Origin of the sequence: Sphingobium sp. B7D2B (assembly GCF_025961895.1) — a bacterium.
Classification (GTDB): Bacteria; Pseudomonadota; Alphaproteobacteria; order Sphingomonadales; family Sphingomonadaceae; genus Sphingobium.
Genome location: NZ_JAOQOM010000001.1, coordinates 2824801 through 2844981, shown reverse-complemented (window position 1 = coordinate 2844981; position 20181 = coordinate 2824801). Strand labels below are relative to the sequence as shown.

Sequence of the window (20181 nt, the reverse complement as noted above, 5' to 3'; positions counted from 1 at the left end):
ACCCATGATCCCCCGAAGGATGGCGGCCGGCACAATCCCCAGCCGGCCGCCATCCGCCCCAGAAGATTTCCGCTGCGATACGCAGCACGCTGACTTTTCCGCCGCGATACGCGGCACCGGATTTTCCGCCGCGAAGCGCGGCCCGCACATGAAACGCCCGCCCGGGAAGGCTCGCGGCAGGCACCGACACCAGAGCGATCTTCCCCGCCCTTTTGGCGGCCGGACCACTGCGCTCACAGAAGATGGGATTGATACGATGACCACTCGCTCTCAGGCTCGCCGCGCCGCACTCTTCACCAAGCCGTTGTTCGGCCTGTCGCTGTGCGCGTTCGTGCCGCTGGCGCCTGTCTATGCACAGACATTGCCATCGGGCGGGACGGTGGTGACCGGCTCTGCAACGATCAACGCGGGCGCGGGACGGACGGACATCCGCCAGACGAGTGGCAAGGCCATCATCGAATGGAATGACTTTTCCATCGGCAAGGGCGGCACCGTCGCGATCGACAATGGCAGCGGCGCCACGCTGAACCGCGTGACCGGCGCCGCAGCCTCCAGCATCGACGGCCTGCTGCAATCGACGGGATCGGTCTACCTCATCAACCGCAACGGCATCGTCATCGGCAAGGAAGGCCGGATCGACGTTGGCGGCAAGTTCGTCGGCTCGACGCAGGACATAAGCAACGAGAGCTTCCTCGCTGGCGGCAATCAGACGCTCGCGGGCGCGAGCGAGGCCTCCATCGTCAACTATGGCAAGATCGGCAGCCTGGGTGGTGATGTCGTGCTGGTCGCGGCGAAGGTCGACAATCAGGGCGCAATCGAGGCGGCCAACGGTTCGGTGGGCCTGCTCGCCGGCTATCAGGTGATGCTGCGCGACCAGGCGGACCGGGACGGCAAGTTCTCGGTCGTCGTCGGCGGCACCGGCACGTCCGTCACCAATGCGGGCCAGTTGAAGGCTGCCGAGGCCGAACTGCGCGCGCAGAGCGGCAACATCTATGCCCTCGCCGGCACCAGCGGCGCGATCAACGCCCAGGGTGTGTCCGCGCAAGGTGGCCGTATCTTCCTCACCGCCGGCGAAGGCGGCGAGGTCAATATCGCCAGCACGCTCACCGCGAAGAAGGCCGACGCCACCGGCGGCGCCATCGAAGTGACCGGCAAGAACATCCTGCTCGATCAGGGTGCGAAGCTCGATGCCTCCGGCACGACCGGCGGCACCGTGCTCGTCGGCGGCGACTGGGAGGGCGGCCACAATGCCGACACCCGCCTGCTCGACCGCGACATCCAGCGCGCGCGAGCCGTCGTCGTCGCACCCGATGCGAAGATCGACGTGACCGGTTCGGCCGGCGCGGGCGGCAAGGCCGTGCTCTGGTCCGACAATTTCACCAATTTTCACGGCACCATCGACGCCAGCGGCACGACCGATGGCGGCCGGGTCGAAACCTCGTCCAAGAATGTCCTCCAGGCCGTCGGCACGGTCGATGCCAAGGCCGGCACCGGCAAGGCGGGCGAGTGGCTGCTCGATCCCGCCAGCGTCACCATCTCCACGGCGGCGGATGCCTCGGCGACCTATGCGGGCGGCACTTATACGCCGACCGCCGGCATCTCGACGGTCAACGTCACCAACCTCAACGGGCGGCTCAACAGCGGCACCAATGTGACCATCTCGACCGGCGGCGCCGGGGTCTCGGGCGGCACGGGCGACATCACGCTGGCTGCGGGTGCCAACATCGTCAAGGGCGCAGGCGGCGATGCCGCGCTCACGCTGAAGGCGGATCGTAACATCATCCTGAACGGCGCGATCAGCTCGACAAGCGGAAAGCTGACCGTCAACCTGAACAGCCGTGCCAGCGATGCAGCGTCCGGCAACGTCCAGGTCTACAACAGCATCACCACCAATGGCGGCGACCTCAACATCTGGGGCGGCAGTGGCGCTGTGGGCAGTGGCGCGGCGATCAGCAACACTGACACCATGGCGGGCGTGCTCATTTCCGGTTTGGGCAACAATGCTTCGATTGATGCGGGCAGCGGGTCGATAAACATCGTCGGTCGGAGCATTGCCGCACTTTACTCGGCCGAGGATACGAGCGGCGTTCGTGTCGCAAATACGAACATCAAGGCCGATGGCGCAATCACGATGACCGGAAGCAGCGTCAACGGCGTCGGCCTTGTGATCCAGAAGACAGGGGGAAGCCTCACCTATACGCTGACGGGGGGCGCAGGCCCGGTCACTCTGACCGGTACGTCAGATTCGACCAACCCTTCCGCTCACGGTATTCACCTTTTCCAGGCCAATATCAGCGCGACGAACGGTGCTATTTCGCTTCTCGGCAGCAGCACTAACGCTGCTGGAAGCAGCTATGGACTCCACAGTTACGGCTCCACTTTCGCAACCAGCGGAACCGGTGCGGTCAGCCTGGAAGGCACGGCAGCCGGCACCGGTTATGGCAATCGCTTCTATGGCGGCACGCTTGCTACGACAACAAGCGCCATTTCGCTGAAGGGAACGAGCGCCAAGGGTGCCGGTCTTGCGATCGACCACCAGGGCACCGCGGGCATTACCTCGACGTCCGGTAACATCAGTCTCATTGGTGCCAGCACGGACCTGACCGCGTCCAAAGAAGCCATTCTCTTCGGGAATGGCGACACCACTATTTCAACAGGTGGAGCGGGGGCCCTGTCGATCCTCGGCACATCGAATGCAAACGATGTGACATCGAATGTCCGTGGTACATCCGCTCTTCGCGCCACGATCGCCGCAGGCACCGGAAACCCCTTCTATTATCCAAAGCTGACCCTTGCTGCCGGTAGCGGTGGCCTCACGATCCGCGCGAATGCGACGACCAGCTATCCGGCGGTCAATTCCGTTGGCATCATTTTGGACACTGCGGCCGGTTCGCTGCTCAAAAGCGCGGGCGCGATCGACATTTACAGCGACAGCGATGTCGCGCTCTTTGGGAATGCTGGGGCGTATATTCAGCAGACGGGTTCGAGCGGGACCGTGTCGATCGGCAGTGCGGCCACGATGAGCATGGGCAATCTGACCACCTATACCAATGACGCCATCTCGCTAACCGGCACGTACATGACTCTCAATCCCATCACCCTTTATGGGTCGGGAGATCTCACGATCACCGGAACAGCCGGCCAAGTAAGTCCTCCTTCTATTCTTAAGAAGGCGACGGCGACAGGGGCAAGCAAGCTCACCGTGCGGGCCATGGGGATGATCAACGTGGGGACCGCGATCACGGCTGAAGTCGGCGCAGGCAAGCTCGATGTGACTCTGAACAGCAGCTACAGCGACACTACGCTCCGCAATTCCTTTATCAATATCACCGGGAATATCACCACGCAGGGCGGCAACGTAACCGCCTATGGCACGCCTACGCCGGGTGGGTATGCCGAAGGCTTTAACGGTGACGCGGGAGTCCGCGTCCAGGGCACGACCACCATTGATGCGCGGCGCGGCACGACCGAGGGCGGAACGATCAGCCTGAGTGGGCGCGCCAGCGTCAACGTCAACAACAACGGCACCGGCAGCGGGGTCTATCTGTATGACGGCGCGATCCTCCAGACGGCGGGTACCGGCGGCATCAACCTCAATGGCGCCTCCACGATTCCCACAGGATCTTATAGCAATGGTTATCCCGACCGCTCAGGCGTCAGCATTGGTGCGAACACCCTCACAGCCGGCACCGGCGGGATCAGCCTCGTCGGATCTGGTTATGACGGCTACGGCGTTGTTTTCCGGAGCGGAACCTCGCAGTCGCTCACGACGACGGGCACTCTGACACTCGACGGCACGTCCACCAACGTGAATGGAATTTATCGAAACTCGGCTGGGACGGGCACCTTCGCCGGTAAGGATATTCTGGTCACCAATACCACGACCAATCATCCTGGCCCCGGCACGTTTTTCGCCGGCGGCAGTGTCTCGTTCAACGGTAGCAACAGCGTCGCTTTCACCGGCAGCCAGAAGGGTTCGCAGATCTGGCTGGATAGTACGGCTACGATTACCGCAGGTGCAGGGGGCGTTACCATGGCGTCTACCAGCACGACAGGCGCCGCGCCCGGTATCAATATCGTCTCAACCGGGTCCAGCATCACTTCCGCCGGCAAGGTGAATATCAGCAGTGGCAATGGCATCACCATAAATGGCTCAATCCGCCAGACGGCAGGCAGCGGCAGCAGCATCATTGCCGACGCAGGCACACTCAACCTCGGCAGCACAGTGCAGATCGATACCGCGGACTTGCTGGTACAGGCCAAGGCCGGAACGATCGTCCACAACAACATCGTCGCAACGGCGGGCAGCCTCAACCTGGATGCTGCGATCAACGTCAACGGCGGCGCTCTGACTGCTGGCGGTGCACTCACCGTTACGGCCGGGAAGACCGGCACCGGCACCATCAACACCGGCACGATTACTCAGACGGGCGCCACTGGTGCTGTGACTCTCACGGCGCCTGGCTACATTACGACCGGCAACTTCAACCTCGCGACAGCAGACGCGACCAACGTAACCAGCGGCGGCACCCTTTCGACCGGCGCCTACAATCTCAACGGCAGCACGGCGGTCACCGTCTCGGCAGTCAACAATTTGACGCTCGCGACCGTAAACAAGGCAGCCGCTGCCACCGGCGCATCGAGCTTTACGGCCAAGTCGCAGGGCAATGTGACGGTCCCTAACGCGATCAACGCGGTCGCAGGCGCCGGTAAGCTGGACGTGACGCTGGTCTCCCGCTCGGCCGACGCAGCGACGGGCACCATCACCGTCAGCAACGGTATCACCACGCAGGGCGGCAACATCCTGCTGCGTGGCGGATCGGCGGCGGTGTCTCCGCTGTTCGACCCGACGGTGGATCTGGCAGCCTATACGGCGGCGATGCTGGCGACGGGCACGAACATCGACATCAGCTCCGCCAGCGCGGCCTTCACGGCCGGCGGGGGCGACATCGAGATGCGCGCGCTCGGCAGCAATAACGCCAATACGGGCCTCAATCTGATAAACAAGACGCTCGCCACCACCGGCACAGGCAGCCTGCGGCTGTATGCGCTGGGACGGGCCAGCGACTATTATCCGGTGCAGACCAACGCCACGACCAACCTCAGCACCGCGAGCGGCGACCTCATCCTCATGGGCGCCAGCCGCTATGTCGGCAACGATTTGGGTGTTTATCTGAACGGTGGCGCGATCAGCAGCACGGGCGGCGCGATTACCATCAGCGGCGTCGGCAATGGCTCCTCCTCCGCCACATCAAGTTACGGCGTGCTGATGAACACGAACGCCAGCGTGGCCGTTTCGGGCGCCAAGGCGCTGACGATCAACGGTCGCGGCGGCGCGGCCACCGCCAACGGCACCGGCATCTCCATCTCTGGTGGCGCCGCCGTGCGGTCCACGGCTGCTGGCGCGATCAACCTCACCGGCTTCGGTGGTGGTGCCGCCGGCAGCGCGGCGCTTACCCATAGCGGCATCTTCTTCGATGGCGCGAACAATTTTGCGGTGGTCAACGCCACGGGCTCCGGCCCAGTGACCCTCACCGGCCGGGCGGGCAATGCCAACAGCTATGGCATCTACCAGGGCAACACCGGCGCCGCGACGCTCGGCACCGCAGCCTATACGGGCAATCTGACGCTCGTCGCCAACAGCATGTTCCTCAACGCCAAGAACGGGGCCACCCCGGTCGCCGCCAAGCTGCTGACCAAGGGCGTGCTGACCCTGCGCGCCGAGGATGGCGGCAATCTGACGCTCGGCTCGGACATCTACGCCGGCTTCATCAACAATAACGTGCTGACCGGCGCCTATAGCGGCATCGTGTTCGGCGGAACGACGGGCACCGGCACGGGCCTGACGCTCTACACCCAGACCGGCGCGAACACATATGCGATCCCGGTCACGCTTGCAGGCACCGGCACGGTGAGCGTCACCGGCGATACCGACAACAAGCCGCTGATCGCCAATGGTGGCCTGGCGCTGGCCGGCAGTGGCCTGTTCACACAGTCTGTGGACATCAGCGCCAGCCAGCTCACCGGCAGCGCGGGTACCGTTTCATTCAACAACAGCGGCAACACCATCGGCAAGCTCGGCCCGATGTCGCTCACGAACAAGCTGGACCTGTTCACCAGCAGCGCGCTGGAGATCAACGGCGCCGTGACGACCGGCAGCGCGGTCATCCGCTCGGTTGGCGACCTGACCATGACGGCGGGCAGCAGCGTGTCGGCAAGCGGGGCCAACACCTCGCTGCAACTTGCGACGAACGGCAAGTTCTTCAACAATAGCGGCGCAGGCGCGCTCTCTGCCGCCAATGGTCGCTGGCTCGTCTGGCTGCAGGACCCGACCAATGATGTCGGCGGCCTCTCCTACAGCTTCCGCCAATATGGTGCGTCCTACGGCATCACCGCTCCGGCGCAGACCACCGGCAATGGCGTGATGTACAACCAGATGCCGCTGCTCAGCATCTCGCTGAAGGACAATGTCACCAAGGTTTATGACGGCACGACCGACGCCCTGCTGACGCAGACCAACTTCCTCGTCACCGGCCTGCTCGGCAACGACAAGGCGAGCGTCTATGCCCTGGGCAGCTTCGATAACAAGAATGTCGGCGCCTCCAAGACGGTGACGGCTGACGAGATGGCCGTGGTTGTGCGCGATGGCGCTATCCGCATCTACGGCTACGGTCTGGCGAACTACACGGCGTCCGCCGTCATGGGCAGCATCACGCCGCGTGCGCTGACCGCCAGCCTGACGGGCGGCATCACCCGCGCATATGACGGGACGACCACCGCCTCGCTCAGCGCCTCCAACTATGCGCTGGCGAATGCGGTAAGCGGTGACTCGGTGTCGCTGGTGATGCCGGCGACCGGCATCTACGACAGCAAGAACGCCGGGACCGGTAAGACGGTGACTGTCTCCGGCCTGGCGCTGACCGGGGCCGACGCCGCGAATTACACGGTGAACTCGGCCGCTACGGCCAGCTTCGGCGTGATCTCGGCCAAGCAGCTGGGGGCCTCGCTCACCGGCGCCTCCAACAAGGTCTATGACGGCAATACATTGGCTTCGATCACGGCGTCCAATGTCGCCATGACCGGTGTCGTCTCGGGCGACGCCCTGTCGCTCGCCGCGGGTCTGGTCGGGCTCTATGGCGACAAGAATGCCGGCACCGGCAAGTCGGTCACGGCCTATGGCCTCAGCCTCACCGGCGCGGATGCGGCGAACTACACGATTGCAGGCTCCGTCACCGGCAACATTGGCGCGATTGCCCGCAAGACCCTCTCAGCTTCGCTCGTCGGACCGGTGACGAAGGTCTATGACGGCAGCGCCACGGCCACCATTTCAGGCACTAATCTGAATGGTGTGGTGGCAGGCGATGCGGTCACCGTCTCGTCGACGTCCGCCAGCTATGACAGCAAGAATGTCGGCACGAACCGGCTGGTCACCGCGACCGGTCTGGCGCTGGCCGGCGCGGACTCGTCCAACTACACGCTCGGCAGCACCAGCACCTCCGGCTATGTGGGCACCATCACGGCCCGCGCCGTCACGGTGGGCACGACCGGCCATGGCAGCAAGACCTACGACGCCGCCACCGGGCTCACCGGTGCGCAGCTCTCCGGCCTCGGCTTCACGCTGGCGCAGGGCGACAGCGCAACGCAGGCGCTCCTGACCGCTGACGGGGTCACGCTGGACAGCAGCGGCATTTCCGGCATGCTGGCCGACAAGAATGCCGGCACCGGCAAGTCGATGACGGTCTCCGGTTACAGCCTCGTGAACAACGGGCTGGGCAACTATGCGCTCAGCTCCACCTCGGCGAACGGCATTGCGGATGTGGCACGCGCCGCGCTGACCATGACCGCGTCGAGCATGAGCAAGACCTATAACGGCACCACCAGCTCGATCGGCACAGTGACGATTTCTGGCCTGAAGGGCAGCGACACGGCCTCAGCCACGCAGGCGTATGACAGCAAGAATGCGGGCAGCCGCCTGCTCCAAGTCCAGAATGGCTATGTCGTCAACGATGGCAATGGCGGTCTGAACTATATCGTCAGCCGTATCGACGCAGCCGGAACGATCTACAAGCGTGCGGTCAGCACGACGGTCCACGCCAATGACAAGGTGTATGACGGCACGACGAGCGCCACCGGTACGTTCGACCCGCTTTCGGGTGTGATATCCGGCGACATCGTCGCGGCGAGCGGCACGCTCAGCTTCGCGGACAAGAACGCCGCCAACGGCAAGGCAGTCAGCGTGGCTGGCGCCGTCCTGACCGGTGCCGACGCGGGCAACTATGTGCTCGATCCGATCGCCAACGGCACGGCCAACATCACCCGCGCCAATCTCGTGCTGACCGCCGTGAGCGACAGCAAGAGCTATGACGGCACGGTCGCCTCTTCCGCTGCGGTCCAGGCGCTTGGCCTGGCAGCCGGGGACAGCTTCACGGCAACCCAGGCGTTCAACACGCGCGATGCGGGGTCACGCACCCTGCAGGTGCAGGCCGGCTGGTCCGTGAACGACGGCAATGGCGGCAACAACTATGTCACCACCTTTGGCGCGGCCGCATCCGGCACGATCGCTCGCAAGGTGCTGACCGCGACGGCCATCGTCAACAACAAGGTCTATGACGGCACGACGACGGCCACGGGCGACCTCTCCTCGCTGGGCGGGATCGTCGGCTCCGATCAGGTGCTGCTGGACAAGACCAATGGCAGCCTGGCCTTCTATGACCGCAATGCGGGCATCAACAAGGCCGTGACTGCTACCGGTTATGCCTTGGGCGGCACCGATGCGCACAACTACACGCTCAGCAGCATTGCCAACAGCAGCGCGACGATCAGCCAGGCGCAGCTCGTCCTCTCTGCAGTGACCGACACGCGTCAGTATGACGGCACGACCGCGTCGGCGGGCGCGGTGCAGGCCAACGGCCTGATCGCGGGCGACGGCTTTGTGGCGACGCAGCGGTTCGACGGCTTCAAGGCCGGCGCACATACGCTGCAGGTCGATAGCTACACGGTGTTCGACGGCAATGGCGGCGGCAACTATCTGGTGAGCTATGGCGCCATGGCCAACGGCACGATCAGCCAGCGCGTCCTGCAGGCGACTGCGGCGGTCCAGAACAAGGTCTATGATGGCACGACGACGGCCACGGGCACCTTCAGTGGCCTTGGCAATACCATCACGGGAGACGATGTGTCGCTGGATCACAGCGGCGCGACCCTTGCCTTCTATGATCGCAATGCCGGCGTCGGGAAGACCGTGACGGTCTCGGGCGCAACGCTCTCCGGCGCGGACGCGGCGAACTACACGCTGAGCGACATTGCCGACGGGACGGCGACGATCTCCAAGGCGACGCTCAACCTCACGGCGGTGTCGGACTCAAGGGTCTATGACGGCACGACCGGCTCGACGGGCGTGGTCCTCTCCAGCGGGCTGATCGCCGGCGACAGCGTGACCGCGACCCAGGCGTTCAACAGCAAGAATGCGGGCAGCCGCACATTGCAGGTCGATCACTGGACGGTCGAGGATGGCAATGGCGGTGGCAACTATGCCGTCGTCCTTGGCACGGCGGCCAGCGGCAGCATCGCGCAGAAGCTGCTCTCCGGCTCGCTGACCGGCACGGTGAGCAAGGTCTACGACCGCACCACCAGCGCAACGCTGCAGCCGGTCAACATCGCCGGCGTGATCGCCGGGGACGATCTGGTCGTCACCACCGCCAGCGCCGATTTCGCCAATGCGAATGTCGGCACCGGTAAGACGGTCACCGTCTCAGGCATGCAGCTCACGGGCACCGATGCCGCCAACTATGTGCTGAATGCCACCTCGGCTTCTGCGGACATCGGCACGATCACGCCGCGTCAGGTCAACGTGACCGTGACCGGCCACGGCAGCAAGACCTATGACGGCAACGCCAACCTCGCGCTCTCGCAGTTCGGCAGTCTGGCGCTGATCCTCGCCGATGGTGATGCCGCGACGCAAGGCATGCTGAGCGCCGACGGCCTGGGGCTCGACTCTTCGACCCTGTCGGCAGCGTTTGCAGACCGCAATGCCGGCAACGGCAAAGCGGTGACGCTGAGCGGCTTCTCGCTCACCAACAACAGCCTGGGCAATTACGCCCTCACCTCGACATCCGCCTTGGGTCTGGCCGACATCGCTCGGGCGACCCTGACACTTAATGCCGTATCCGACAGCAAGATCTACGACGGCACGACGACATCGAACGGCGTGGTGCAGTGGAACGGTCTGATTGCAAGCGACAGCCTGAGCGCCACCCAGGCGTTCGACAGCAAGAATGCCGGCAATCGCCAGCTTGTCGTCGACCACTTTACCATCGATGACGGCAATAACGGCGCCAACTACTTTGTGGTGCGCAACACGGCTGCGGGCACAATCTCGCGCAAGCAGATCAGTGCCACGCTCACCGGCGCCGTTAGCAAGGTGTATGACGGCACGACGACGGCGATCCTGCTTCCGAGCAACCTTGTCGATATCGTGTCGGGCGATGCCGTCGCGGTGACCGCCAGCACGGCGAACTATGCGGACAGAAATGTCGGCACCGGCAAGCTGGTCACCGTGTCCGGTATTCAGCTGAGCGGCGCCGATGCGACGAACTATGATCTGCTGAGCGACAATGCCTCCGCTTATGTGGGGACGATTTCCGCCCGCCAGATCACCGTCTCCGCGACGGGACTGGGCGCGAAAACCTATGACGGCACCAGCATGCTCGGTGGCAATCAGATGGGGACGATCCAATTGCTCGTCGCCGATGGCGACAGCACTACGCAGAATCTGATGGCGGCCGATGGCATCGTCGTTGACCTCTCTGGCCTGACCGGAGCGCTGGCTGATCGCAATGCCGGAACCGGTAAGAGCGTGACGTTGAGCGGGTATACGCTGACCGGCAATGACTTCGGCAATTATGTCTTCGCATCGTCCTCGGCCTTTGGTGTCGCTGACGTTGCCCGCGCCGCCCTGACGCTCAATGCTGTCTCCGATCAGAAGGTCTATGACGGCTCTGAAAGTTCGGACGGAGTGGTGCAGATCGTCGGCCTCATTGCGGGAGACAGTGCCACCGCCACCCAGGCGTTCAACAGCAAGAATGCCGGCAATCGTCTACTCGTCGTACAGAACGGTTATGTCATCGATGACGGCAACAACGGGGCCAACTATCTGGTCGACTTCGGAACGGCCAACGGCATCATCGACCGCCGGACGACCAGCACCACGGTGTCCGTCCAGGACAAGGTCTATGATGGCACCACCACGGCCACCGGCACGTTCAGCGCGCTCACCAATCTGGTGACTGGCGACCATGTCGAGGCAGCCGGTACCCTGGCCTTCGCCGATCGCCACGCCGGCATCGGCAAGACGGTGACCGTCTCCAACCCGGTGCTGACCGGTGCGGATGCCAGCAACTACATCCTCGATCCGGTGGCGGACGGCACCGCCGACATCCTCAAGGCCAATCTGGTGCTCACCGCCAGCGCAGACAGCAAGGTCTATGACGGCACGAACGCCTCTGGCGGAACGGTTGTGGCCAGTGGCCTCATCAGTGGCGACCTCGTCACCGCGACCCAGTCGTTCGACAGCCGCAACGCGGGCGTCCGTGCGCTGCAGGTCGAGAATGGCTGGAGCGTGCAGGACGGCAATGGCGGCCACAACTATGCGGTCGTGATCGCATCGGCCACGGCCGGCACGATCACCCCCAAGACGATCACCGCCACCGCGACGGTCGGCAACAAGGTCTATGACGGCACCACCGCTGCAATCGGCACCTTCGCCGATCTGGACGGGGTGATCGGCACGGATCAGGTTCACCTCAACGACGCCAATGGCCGATTGACGTTCATCGACCGCAATGCCGGCCTCGGCAAGGCAGTGGTCGCCACGGGCTATCTGCTGGAAGGTTCGGATGCGGCGAACTACACGCTCAATTCCATCGCCAACGGCACGGCCGACATCTACAAGGCCAGCCTGGTGCTCAACGCAACCAGCGCCAGCAAGGTCTATGACGGCACCACGCTGTCGAACGGCCTCGTGCAGGCGGTCGGTCTCATCACTGGTGATACCGTCATCGCGACGCAGGAATATGACCAGCGTCAGGCGGGCACCCGCACGCTCACCGTGCAGAACGGCTATGCGGTCTATGACGGCAATGGCGGCAACAACTACGCCGTCTCGCTCGGCTCGACGGCCAGCGGCACGATCACGCAAAAGGTGCTGAGCGCCAGCGCGATGGTGAATGACAAGGTCTATGACGGCACCACGACCCTCGCGGGAAGCTTCGACGGCCTTGTCGGCGTCATCGGCAATGATCTGGTCTCGCTGGATGACAGCAACGGGCACATGGCCTTCATCGATCGCAATGCCGGCAACGGCAAGAGCGTGATCGTCTCGGGCCTTGGCCTCTCCGGTGCGGATGCCGCCAACTATGTGCTGAGTAATGTCGCCAACGGCACGGCCAGCATCCTCAAGGCGAACCTAACGCTGACCGCTTCTGGCGACAGCAAGGTCTATGACGGCACCACCGGCTCCATCGGCACAGTGACGATCAGCGGCCTCGTCGATGTCGATACCGCCACTGCCACGCAGTCGTTCGACAGCAAGAATGCGGGCAACCGCACGTTGACGGTCACCGGCTGGACGATCAATGACGGCAATGACGGTAATAACTATATCCGCAATATCGTCACGGCGTCGGGCGACATCACGCAGAAGATGCTGAGTGGCGCACTGACCGGGACCGTCACCAAGGTCTATGACGGGACTGACAACGCCACGGTGCTGCCGATCAATCTCGATGGGGTGATCGCCGGCGATGCGCTGACGCTCACCACGGCTGGCGCTCATTATGACGATCGCAATGCCGGCACCAACAAGATGGTGACGGTGGGCGGCATGACCCTCAACGGCGCGGATGCCGGCAACTATGTCCTGCTGCAGGATTATGCCGCAGCCAATATTGGCACGATCACGCCGCGGGCCATCACGGTGACGGTCTCCGGTGCGGGCACCAAGACCTATGACGGCACCACATTGCTCGGCACGCACCAGCTCGGCACGATCGGGTTCACGCTCGCCGATGGCGACACGGTAACCCAGGATCTGCTGAGCGCCGATGGCGTGCTCCTCGATACCTCCGGCGTGACCGGCCTGCTGGCCGATCGCAACGCAGGCACCGGCAAGGCGGTCACGCTCTCGGGTTACGCCCTGACCAATAACGGTTACGACAATTATGTGCTGGCGGATGGCTCTGCCCTTGGCATCGCGAACATCGCTCGTGCGGCTCTGACGCTCGGCACTGTCTCCGATAGCAAGACCTATGACGGCACCGATGCCTCCTCCGGCCAAGTGCTGATCACGGGGCTGGTGCAGGGTGACGTTGCCCAAGCGACGCAGGCGTTCGACAGCCGCAATGCCGGCAACCGCACGCTGCAAGTCAACAACTGGACGCTGGACGACGGCAATGGCGGCGCCAACTACATCGTGGGCTTCGACACCAATGCGACCGGCACGATCGCCCAGCGTGTGATTGCCACGGTGGCCCATGCCAATGACAAGGTCTATGACGGCACGACCATTGGCACGGGCGGGTTCGATCCGCTTACCAATGTGCTCATGGGCGACCATGTTGCATTGACCGGCGCCACCTTCACCTTTGCCGATCGCAATGCCGGAACCGGCAAGGTGGTCACGGTGTCGGGTGCCGGGCTCTCCGGTGCGGATGCCGGCAACTATGTGCTCGATACCATCGCGCCGCTGGTCGCTACCATCTCGCCCAAGGCCCTCTCGGCACGGTTCGTCGGCACTTTGGTCAAGGGCTATGACGGCGCCGATCTGGCCAGTTTTACGGCCAGCGACGTGGCACTTGATGGGCTGATCACCGGCGACCAGGTGGTTGCGAACGGTACGGCGCGTTATGCCGACCGGAACGCGGGCACCGGCAAGATGGTCTCGGTTGCCGATCTGGCCCTGAATGGTGCGGATGCCGGCAACTACACGGTCAGCCCTGCGCTTGCCGGCGCCGTGGGAACGATCAACCAGCGCCAGATCAGCATCGTCTTCGCCGATCAGAGTAAGGTGCGCGGCGCGGTCGATCCCGCCTTCACCTACACGCTCGGCGGCGAGGGCATGGTTGCGGGTGACCAGCTCACCGGCAGTGCATCGCGTGTCGCAGGTGAAGCGGTCGGCAATTACGCCATCGGACTGGGTTCGCTGTCGGCCGGCGGCAACTATGCGCTGAGCGTCACGCCGGGCAATTTCGCGATCCTGGCATCGGCTTCCGGTGGGAATGGCGGGTCCGGTAATGGCGGAACCGGGAATGGTGGGTCTGGCAATGGTGGGTCCGGCAATGGCGGTTCGGGTAACGGCGGAAGCGCGCTGCCTTCCACCGTTATCGATGCAGCTCATGGTGCGGCCGATACGGCCTCGCAGAGCACCCCGCCGAGCAACACGTCGGCTTCGACCGCACCTGTGCGCGGCGGCGCCGGGTTCGATCCGGGCGCGGTGTTCGGCTGGGGCGGTGCGAACCAGTTGCCCGGTACGATCCCCGTCAACGTGCAGGTCGGCTATAATGACGGATGGGCCGATGCCGGCCAGACCATCACTGGCCCGGGTGAACTTGGCCGCACCGGCGTCGCCAATGCCGATGGCGCTGCGACGAACGGGAATGGCCAGAGCAGCGAGCAGGGCACAGTCGAGGCCTCGTCCGATGAGGAACTGGTCTGCAAGAGCGGAACCGAACAGCAGGATTGCAGGGTCACGGTGAAGGGAAGTGGTCTCCCCTATCCGACCAATCGGGTGATCTCGCCAAGTCTGCGCTTCATCCGGCGCTGACGGGGCGCCCGGCAATCCAGCCAGAAGGCACGGACGCAACAGTGTCCGTGCCTTCTTCTTTCATTCAGGGAATGGCGCGGCTGGGTCTGAGGACAGCTGGCGGCCCAGCATCCGCAGAATATCCAGCGCCAGCATGTCGGGATCGAAGGGTTTTTTGAGCGTGCCGAGGATGGGCCCGTCGCTGGCGCGCCACTGCTCGGTGAGTTCGGCATTGGCGGTGAAGAAGATGATCGGGGTCTGCTGGTCTGTTCGCCGCACCCGACGGGCTGTCTCCAGGCCATCAAGGCCGGGCATCATGACATCGAGCAAAATGACGTCGGGCTTGCAGGCCGGATCGGCGAGCCGTGCAAGCAGCGCTGCGCCGCTGTTTACGTCCTGCACCTCGAAATCAGGCACGCGGGCCAGCAGACGCGTTACAACGACTCGAAGATCATCCTCATCGTCTGCATAGAGTATTTGGGTGGACTTTCCGACACTTGCGACCTGCGGCATGTCTTTACCCTATCCAATGCGAACGGCCTGAAGCCGAACGGCGGGCTTATTTTCCCCCGTTTAAATGCCTTCCCTATCGTGCAATCAATAGCAGACGATCATCTGCGGCAAAAATTTATATGGTGTCATGATGGAACAGCCGAAAAATTTGGACTCACCCACGACGCTGTCTGTCGCGCGTGTGCGGGATCTGCAGCACAAGATGCGGAACAAGCTTGGCGTTATGGATGGGACGTTCGAACTCATGCATCCGCCGACAGCAAATCACGATCCTCAGGAAGCGGAGGATATCGACCGTTTCAAGCGGGCGTCAAAGTCTCTTCATGATCTTATTGAAGAACTGTCCGCCGCAATAACTTAGTTAATGAAAATTAATACTTTCGCGCCTGAAGATGCTTTCAATATGTTACAAGAAGAAACTTAAATTTCTCGAATAGTTGTGCCAATCATTGTCTTAAGGGGGCGGGAATGAGCCGCTTGCACTCGATGATTGGCAACAGATAGGGCCGGGCCGCTTCTCTCTCCTCGGCGGCTTGCCCTGTTTTGTCACGGCCGACCATCGGTCGCGGTCTCGCTGAGCCGCGCTGGACTGAAAGGCTCGTGCGGATGTTCATCGATCGTTTTCGTGTGGCGCAATCCCTTGTCGTGCCTGCGAAATCTCGCCCCCAAAATCTGACCTCATGCCGGCCGCTGCGACGCGGGGGCAGGGGACCCATGCGACTGAAGCCGCTCCTCTCCTGCAAGGCAGGCGACTGGTGAAGCACGATCCAATCCCCTCCCATAGCGGCGATCGCCCTTCGGCTTTCACGCCTCGCGCCACAGGGGAGCGTGTGGACGAGACGTGGCTGGATCGCGTCTGCGAGATGATCGAGGCGACCGCGCTTGGGGAGTGGGCCTTCAACCCCGAGACCGATTTAGATGCCGAGCCGGAAAAACTCAGACTTGCCCTGGCGAAACTGATGAGGCGGGTGTCCACATTATTGCGCGCCAGTGAGCGGGCGGCGCTCACCGACCCGGCGACGGCTCTGGACAATAGTGTCAGCTTTCGTCGTCTGGTCGAGGCCGCAATTCACGAAAGCGGTGCGACCAGTCCGGTCGGCGCCATCATTTATCTGGGCCTGGACTCGTTCCGAAAAATCAACGACCGGCTCGATTTGTGGGAGAGCGACCGCCTGCTGCAGGCGATTGCGGGGCGATTGCGGTTGGCCGCGGAATGGTGCCGGGAGTTGCGGCCGACCGGCCCCGCGCCGATCATCGCGCGCCTCGCGGGAGATGAATTTGGCATCTTCTGCTCGGGTGCGCTGACAGCGGACGATCTGGAGGAACTGGCGACCCGGTGCCTGCGCCTGTTGGCAGAACCGTTCGACCTTGATGGCGGGACGCTTCCGGCCACGCTCACCGCGAGCGCTGGCGCCGCGCGGATGCCGCACGACGCCAGGATCTATGAGCGACTGATGGCGAAAGCCGGCATGGCCATGCATCAGGCAAAAGCGCGAGGCGGCAATCAGGTCTGCCTATGCGATCCGCAGATCATCGAACGGGCGCAGGACTGTGCAAGGCTGGAGGCGGAGTTGCGGCTCGCGGCGGACCGGGGCGAGCTGGAATTTGCGTTCCAGCCCAAATTGCCCACCAGTCCCGATGTGCGTCCCTCTGTCGAGGCGCTGGTCCGGTGGCGCCACCCACAGCGGGGCATGTTATTGCCCGGCAGCTTCCTCCCGCTGGCGGAAGAGGCCGGTTTTCTGGTGCAGATCGGCCGCTGGACTCTTCTGGAAGGGATGCGGGTCGCCGCAGACTGGGCGCGGCAGAACATGCCTTGCCTGCTCTCGCTGAACATCACGGTGCAGGACATCCGCCAGCCGGATTTCGTGGATTTCGTGCGGGCGTCTTTGGCGCAGACCGGCGCATCCGCCGAGCTTCTGGAGTTTGAGGTTACGGAATCGATGCTGATGGAGGACTCGCCCATCTTCGTCGAGCGCTTGCTGGAGGTTCGCTCCTTGGGCATCCGCATTGCGATCGACGACTTCGGCACCGGCTATTCCAACTGGGCCAGAATGCTGCTTCTCCCGATCGACTGCATCAAGATCGACCGTTCGCTGGTGACGGACCTTGCCACGCGCAAGGACTATCAAACGGTCGTGCGCACCTTCGTCAGCCTCGCGGACGGTCTCGGCTTCGAAGTGGTGGCAGAAGGCGTGGAGACGGCGGCCCAGGCTGAGATGCTCAAGGAGATGGGCTGCGACGCGCTGCAAGGCTACGCCATCGCGCGGCCCCTCAATGAGGCGGACGCGCTGGCTTGGCTGCGCTGTCCGCACATGGCCGGTTTGCCCGTCGCCGGGAGCGACCGATGAGCGTCAAGGCCTCCCGTTGGCGGCTGATGGCAGCGGCGGCGCTGGTCGGCGCCTGCGTTCCCGGCGTCAGGAGCGCCCATGCTCAGGATCTGAGCAGCTATTCGCTCGAAGACCTGCTGACCACCGAATCCACCTCCGTCGCCAAGCGCAGGCAGCGCCTCAGTGACAGCACCGCCGCTGTCACCATCTTGACTCAGGAAGACATTTTGCGCTCCGGGGCGCAGAGCATTCCCGAAGTGTTGCGGCTGGTGCCGGGCGTGGAAGTGGGCCAAATCGACAGCGTCTCGACGGCGGTTTCCGTGCGCGGCTTCAGCACGCGGTTTGCCAATAATCTGCTCGTGATGATCGATGGCCGCTCGCTCTATGTCTCCAGCCTCTCCGGCGTGCTGTGGGACCAGCAGCTCGTGCCCCTGTCCGACATCGAGCGGATTGAGGTGGTCAGGGGACCGGGCGCCACCCTGTGGGGGTCCAACGCCGTGAACGGCGTCATCAACATCATCACCAAGGACAGCATCCAGACCCAGGGCTGGCAAGCGAATGCGTTCATCTCCGCAGACGGGCGCAACGGCACGGTGCGCTACGGGGGAAGCAAGGACAAGCTCAGCTATCGCGCCTATGTGACCGCGCGCGACATCGATGGGCTCGAGCAGCCGAATGGTGAAAGCTGGAACAGCGGCTCGCGCGCCGTGCAGGCTGGCTTCCGGCTTGACGCGGTGCCGGACGAGAATGACACGATCACGCTGCAGGGCGATGTGCAGCATGGCACCTTCGTCGCGGACCTGCTGCAAACGCCGCCGCAGGTCCAGCAGACCGGCATGCACCCGTTCGACGGCAGCTTCTCGGGCATGAATCTGCTCGCGCGCTGGTCACATCGCTGGGACAGCCAGCGCGAGTTCAATCTGCAGGCCTATCATGATTGGGTTCAGCGCCGTGAATTCGGCGTCAACATTTCCCGCACCGTGGATGATATCGACGCGAGCCTGAGGCTGGGCGGCGACCGGCAGGAACTGGTCCTTGGCCTCAACGTCCGGCGGACGACCGATTCTCTGGGCTCTTCGGACCGCTTCGTCTCCTTCATCGTACCGCGCGAAACCCATCATTGGGTGAGCGGCTTCGCGCAGCAGGATCTCTGGCTGGTGCCGGATCGCCTGCGGCTTTCGGTCGGAACCAAGGCGGAATATAACACGATCAGCGGCTTTGCCCTTCAGCCCAGCGTTCGCCTGCTCGCCAAGCCCACACCCTCGATGACCATCTGGGCCGCCGCCTCCCGCGCGGTGCGGACGCCGGCACGGTTCGAGGAGGCCGTCCGGGTCAATCTGGGGATCCCCGCCGGAACGCCGATGAATCCGACCCCGATGCCCATGGTGGCGCGCATCGAAGGGCAGGCCGATCTGGCCGCTGAAAATCTCGACGCCTTTGAGCTGGGGATTCGCGGCAGCGTCTCAAGTTCCTTCACTTATGACATCGCGGCCTATTACAACCGCTATCGCAACCTCATCGGCTACGCCGCGCGCGGCCAGTCCATGGTCTTCTCGCCCACGCCTGTTCTGCTGCTGGATTATCAGAGCGCCAATATCGGCAAGGGGCAGACCTATGGCGTGGAAGCCGCTATCACCTTCAGTCCCGCGCCCAATCTGAAGGTGCAGGCCAATGCCTCGATGCAGCATCTCTCCTTCGAGACAGACAGTCCGACATCGATCAGCCATGCGCTCGCCGGCCTCTCGCCCAAGTTTCAGGCCGGCATGCGGGTCAGCTACGACGTGGCACCCAATCTGGAAGTCGATGCGTGGCTGCGCCATGTCAGCGCTTTGCCGGCGAGCGACATCCCGGCCTATCAAGACCTTGATCTTCGCATCAACTATGCGCTGATGCCGCGCCTCAATCTGTCGCTGATCGGCCAGAACCTGCTGGCCGACAGGCGGATCGAGTTCGCGCAGCAGCTCTATCCCGCGCCCCGCAGCTATGTCGGTCGCTCCGTCGCCCTGCGTCTCTCGGTGGATTTTTGAGATGATGCGCTTCGTCCATCTCCTCACGGGCCCCTTCATCGCGCTTCTGGCCTTCTTCGCGGCCTGCGCGCCCGCGCGCGCCGCTGACGAGCAGACCGAGCTCAAGGCTGCGATCATCTACAACATCATCCGCTTCGTCGACCTGCGCCCACCGCGCGACCGCGTGGTCCTGTGCGTTTCCAGTGACGAGCCCCTCGCAGGCGCCCTGCAGGTCTATGAAGGCCGCAATGTTGCTGGCGGCCGGCTTGAGGTGCGGATCGTGAAGCGGACGACGTGGAGCGTCGATTGCCGCATCGCTTATGTCGGCCCCGGAACCAGTACCGGGCCGCTCGTTACCTCGTCCCCGCCACCGCTGCTCATCGGCGAAGGATCGGACTTTCTCGATCGGCAGGGGAGCGTCGCGCTCGTCAATTTCGGCAGGCAGATCGGGTTCGAGGTGAACCTGAAGGCCGGGGCTCGCGGCGGGGCCGTCTTCAGTTCACGCCTGCTCCGCCTCGCACGCGCCGTCAGGGATTGA

General features: G+C 63.7%; 5 protein-coding genes. 4 read left to right on the top strand and 1 reads right to left on the bottom strand.

All coding sequences use genetic code 11. The features are described from left to right. The first annotated feature begins 256 nt into the window (after positions 1-256). Complete coding sequence (locus M2341_RS13105) at positions 257-14818, top strand: YDG domain-containing protein (protein ID WP_264585540.1); 14562 nt, start codon at positions 257-259, stop codon at positions 14816-14818. Between the two features lie 60 nt (positions 14819-14878). On the opposite strand, the gene M2341_RS13100 is transcribed toward M2341_RS13105, so the two are convergent. After that, positions 14879-15310, bottom strand: a complete 432-nt coding sequence (locus tag M2341_RS13100; RefSeq protein WP_264585539.1) for a response regulator — start codon at positions 15308-15310, stop codon at positions 14879-14881. Between the two features lie 830 nt (positions 15311-16140). Between M2341_RS13100 and M2341_RS13095 the strand changes: the two genes are divergently transcribed. From M2341_RS13095 to M2341_RS13085, 3 genes are read left to right on the top strand one after another with little or no spacing between them, the layout of a single operon-like run. Further along, the gene (locus tag M2341_RS13095) at positions 16141-17658 is read left to right on the top strand and encodes a putative bifunctional diguanylate cyclase/phosphodiesterase (protein ID WP_264585538.1); all 1518 of its coding nucleotides are present in this window, start codon (positions 16141-16143) and stop codon (positions 17656-17658) included. Continuing rightward, on the top strand, positions 17655-19664 hold the full coding sequence (locus M2341_RS13090; protein WP_264585537.1) for a TonB-dependent receptor plug domain-containing protein: 2010 nt from the start codon (positions 17655-17657) through the stop codon (positions 19662-19664). The genes M2341_RS13095 and M2341_RS13090 overlap by 4 nt, the downstream gene beginning before the upstream one ends. Before the next feature lies 1 nt (position 19665). Beyond that, the gene (locus M2341_RS13085; protein ID WP_264585536.1) at positions 19666-20181 is read left to right on the top strand and encodes a YfiR family protein; all 516 of its coding nucleotides are present in this window, start codon (positions 19666-19668) and stop codon (positions 20179-20181) included.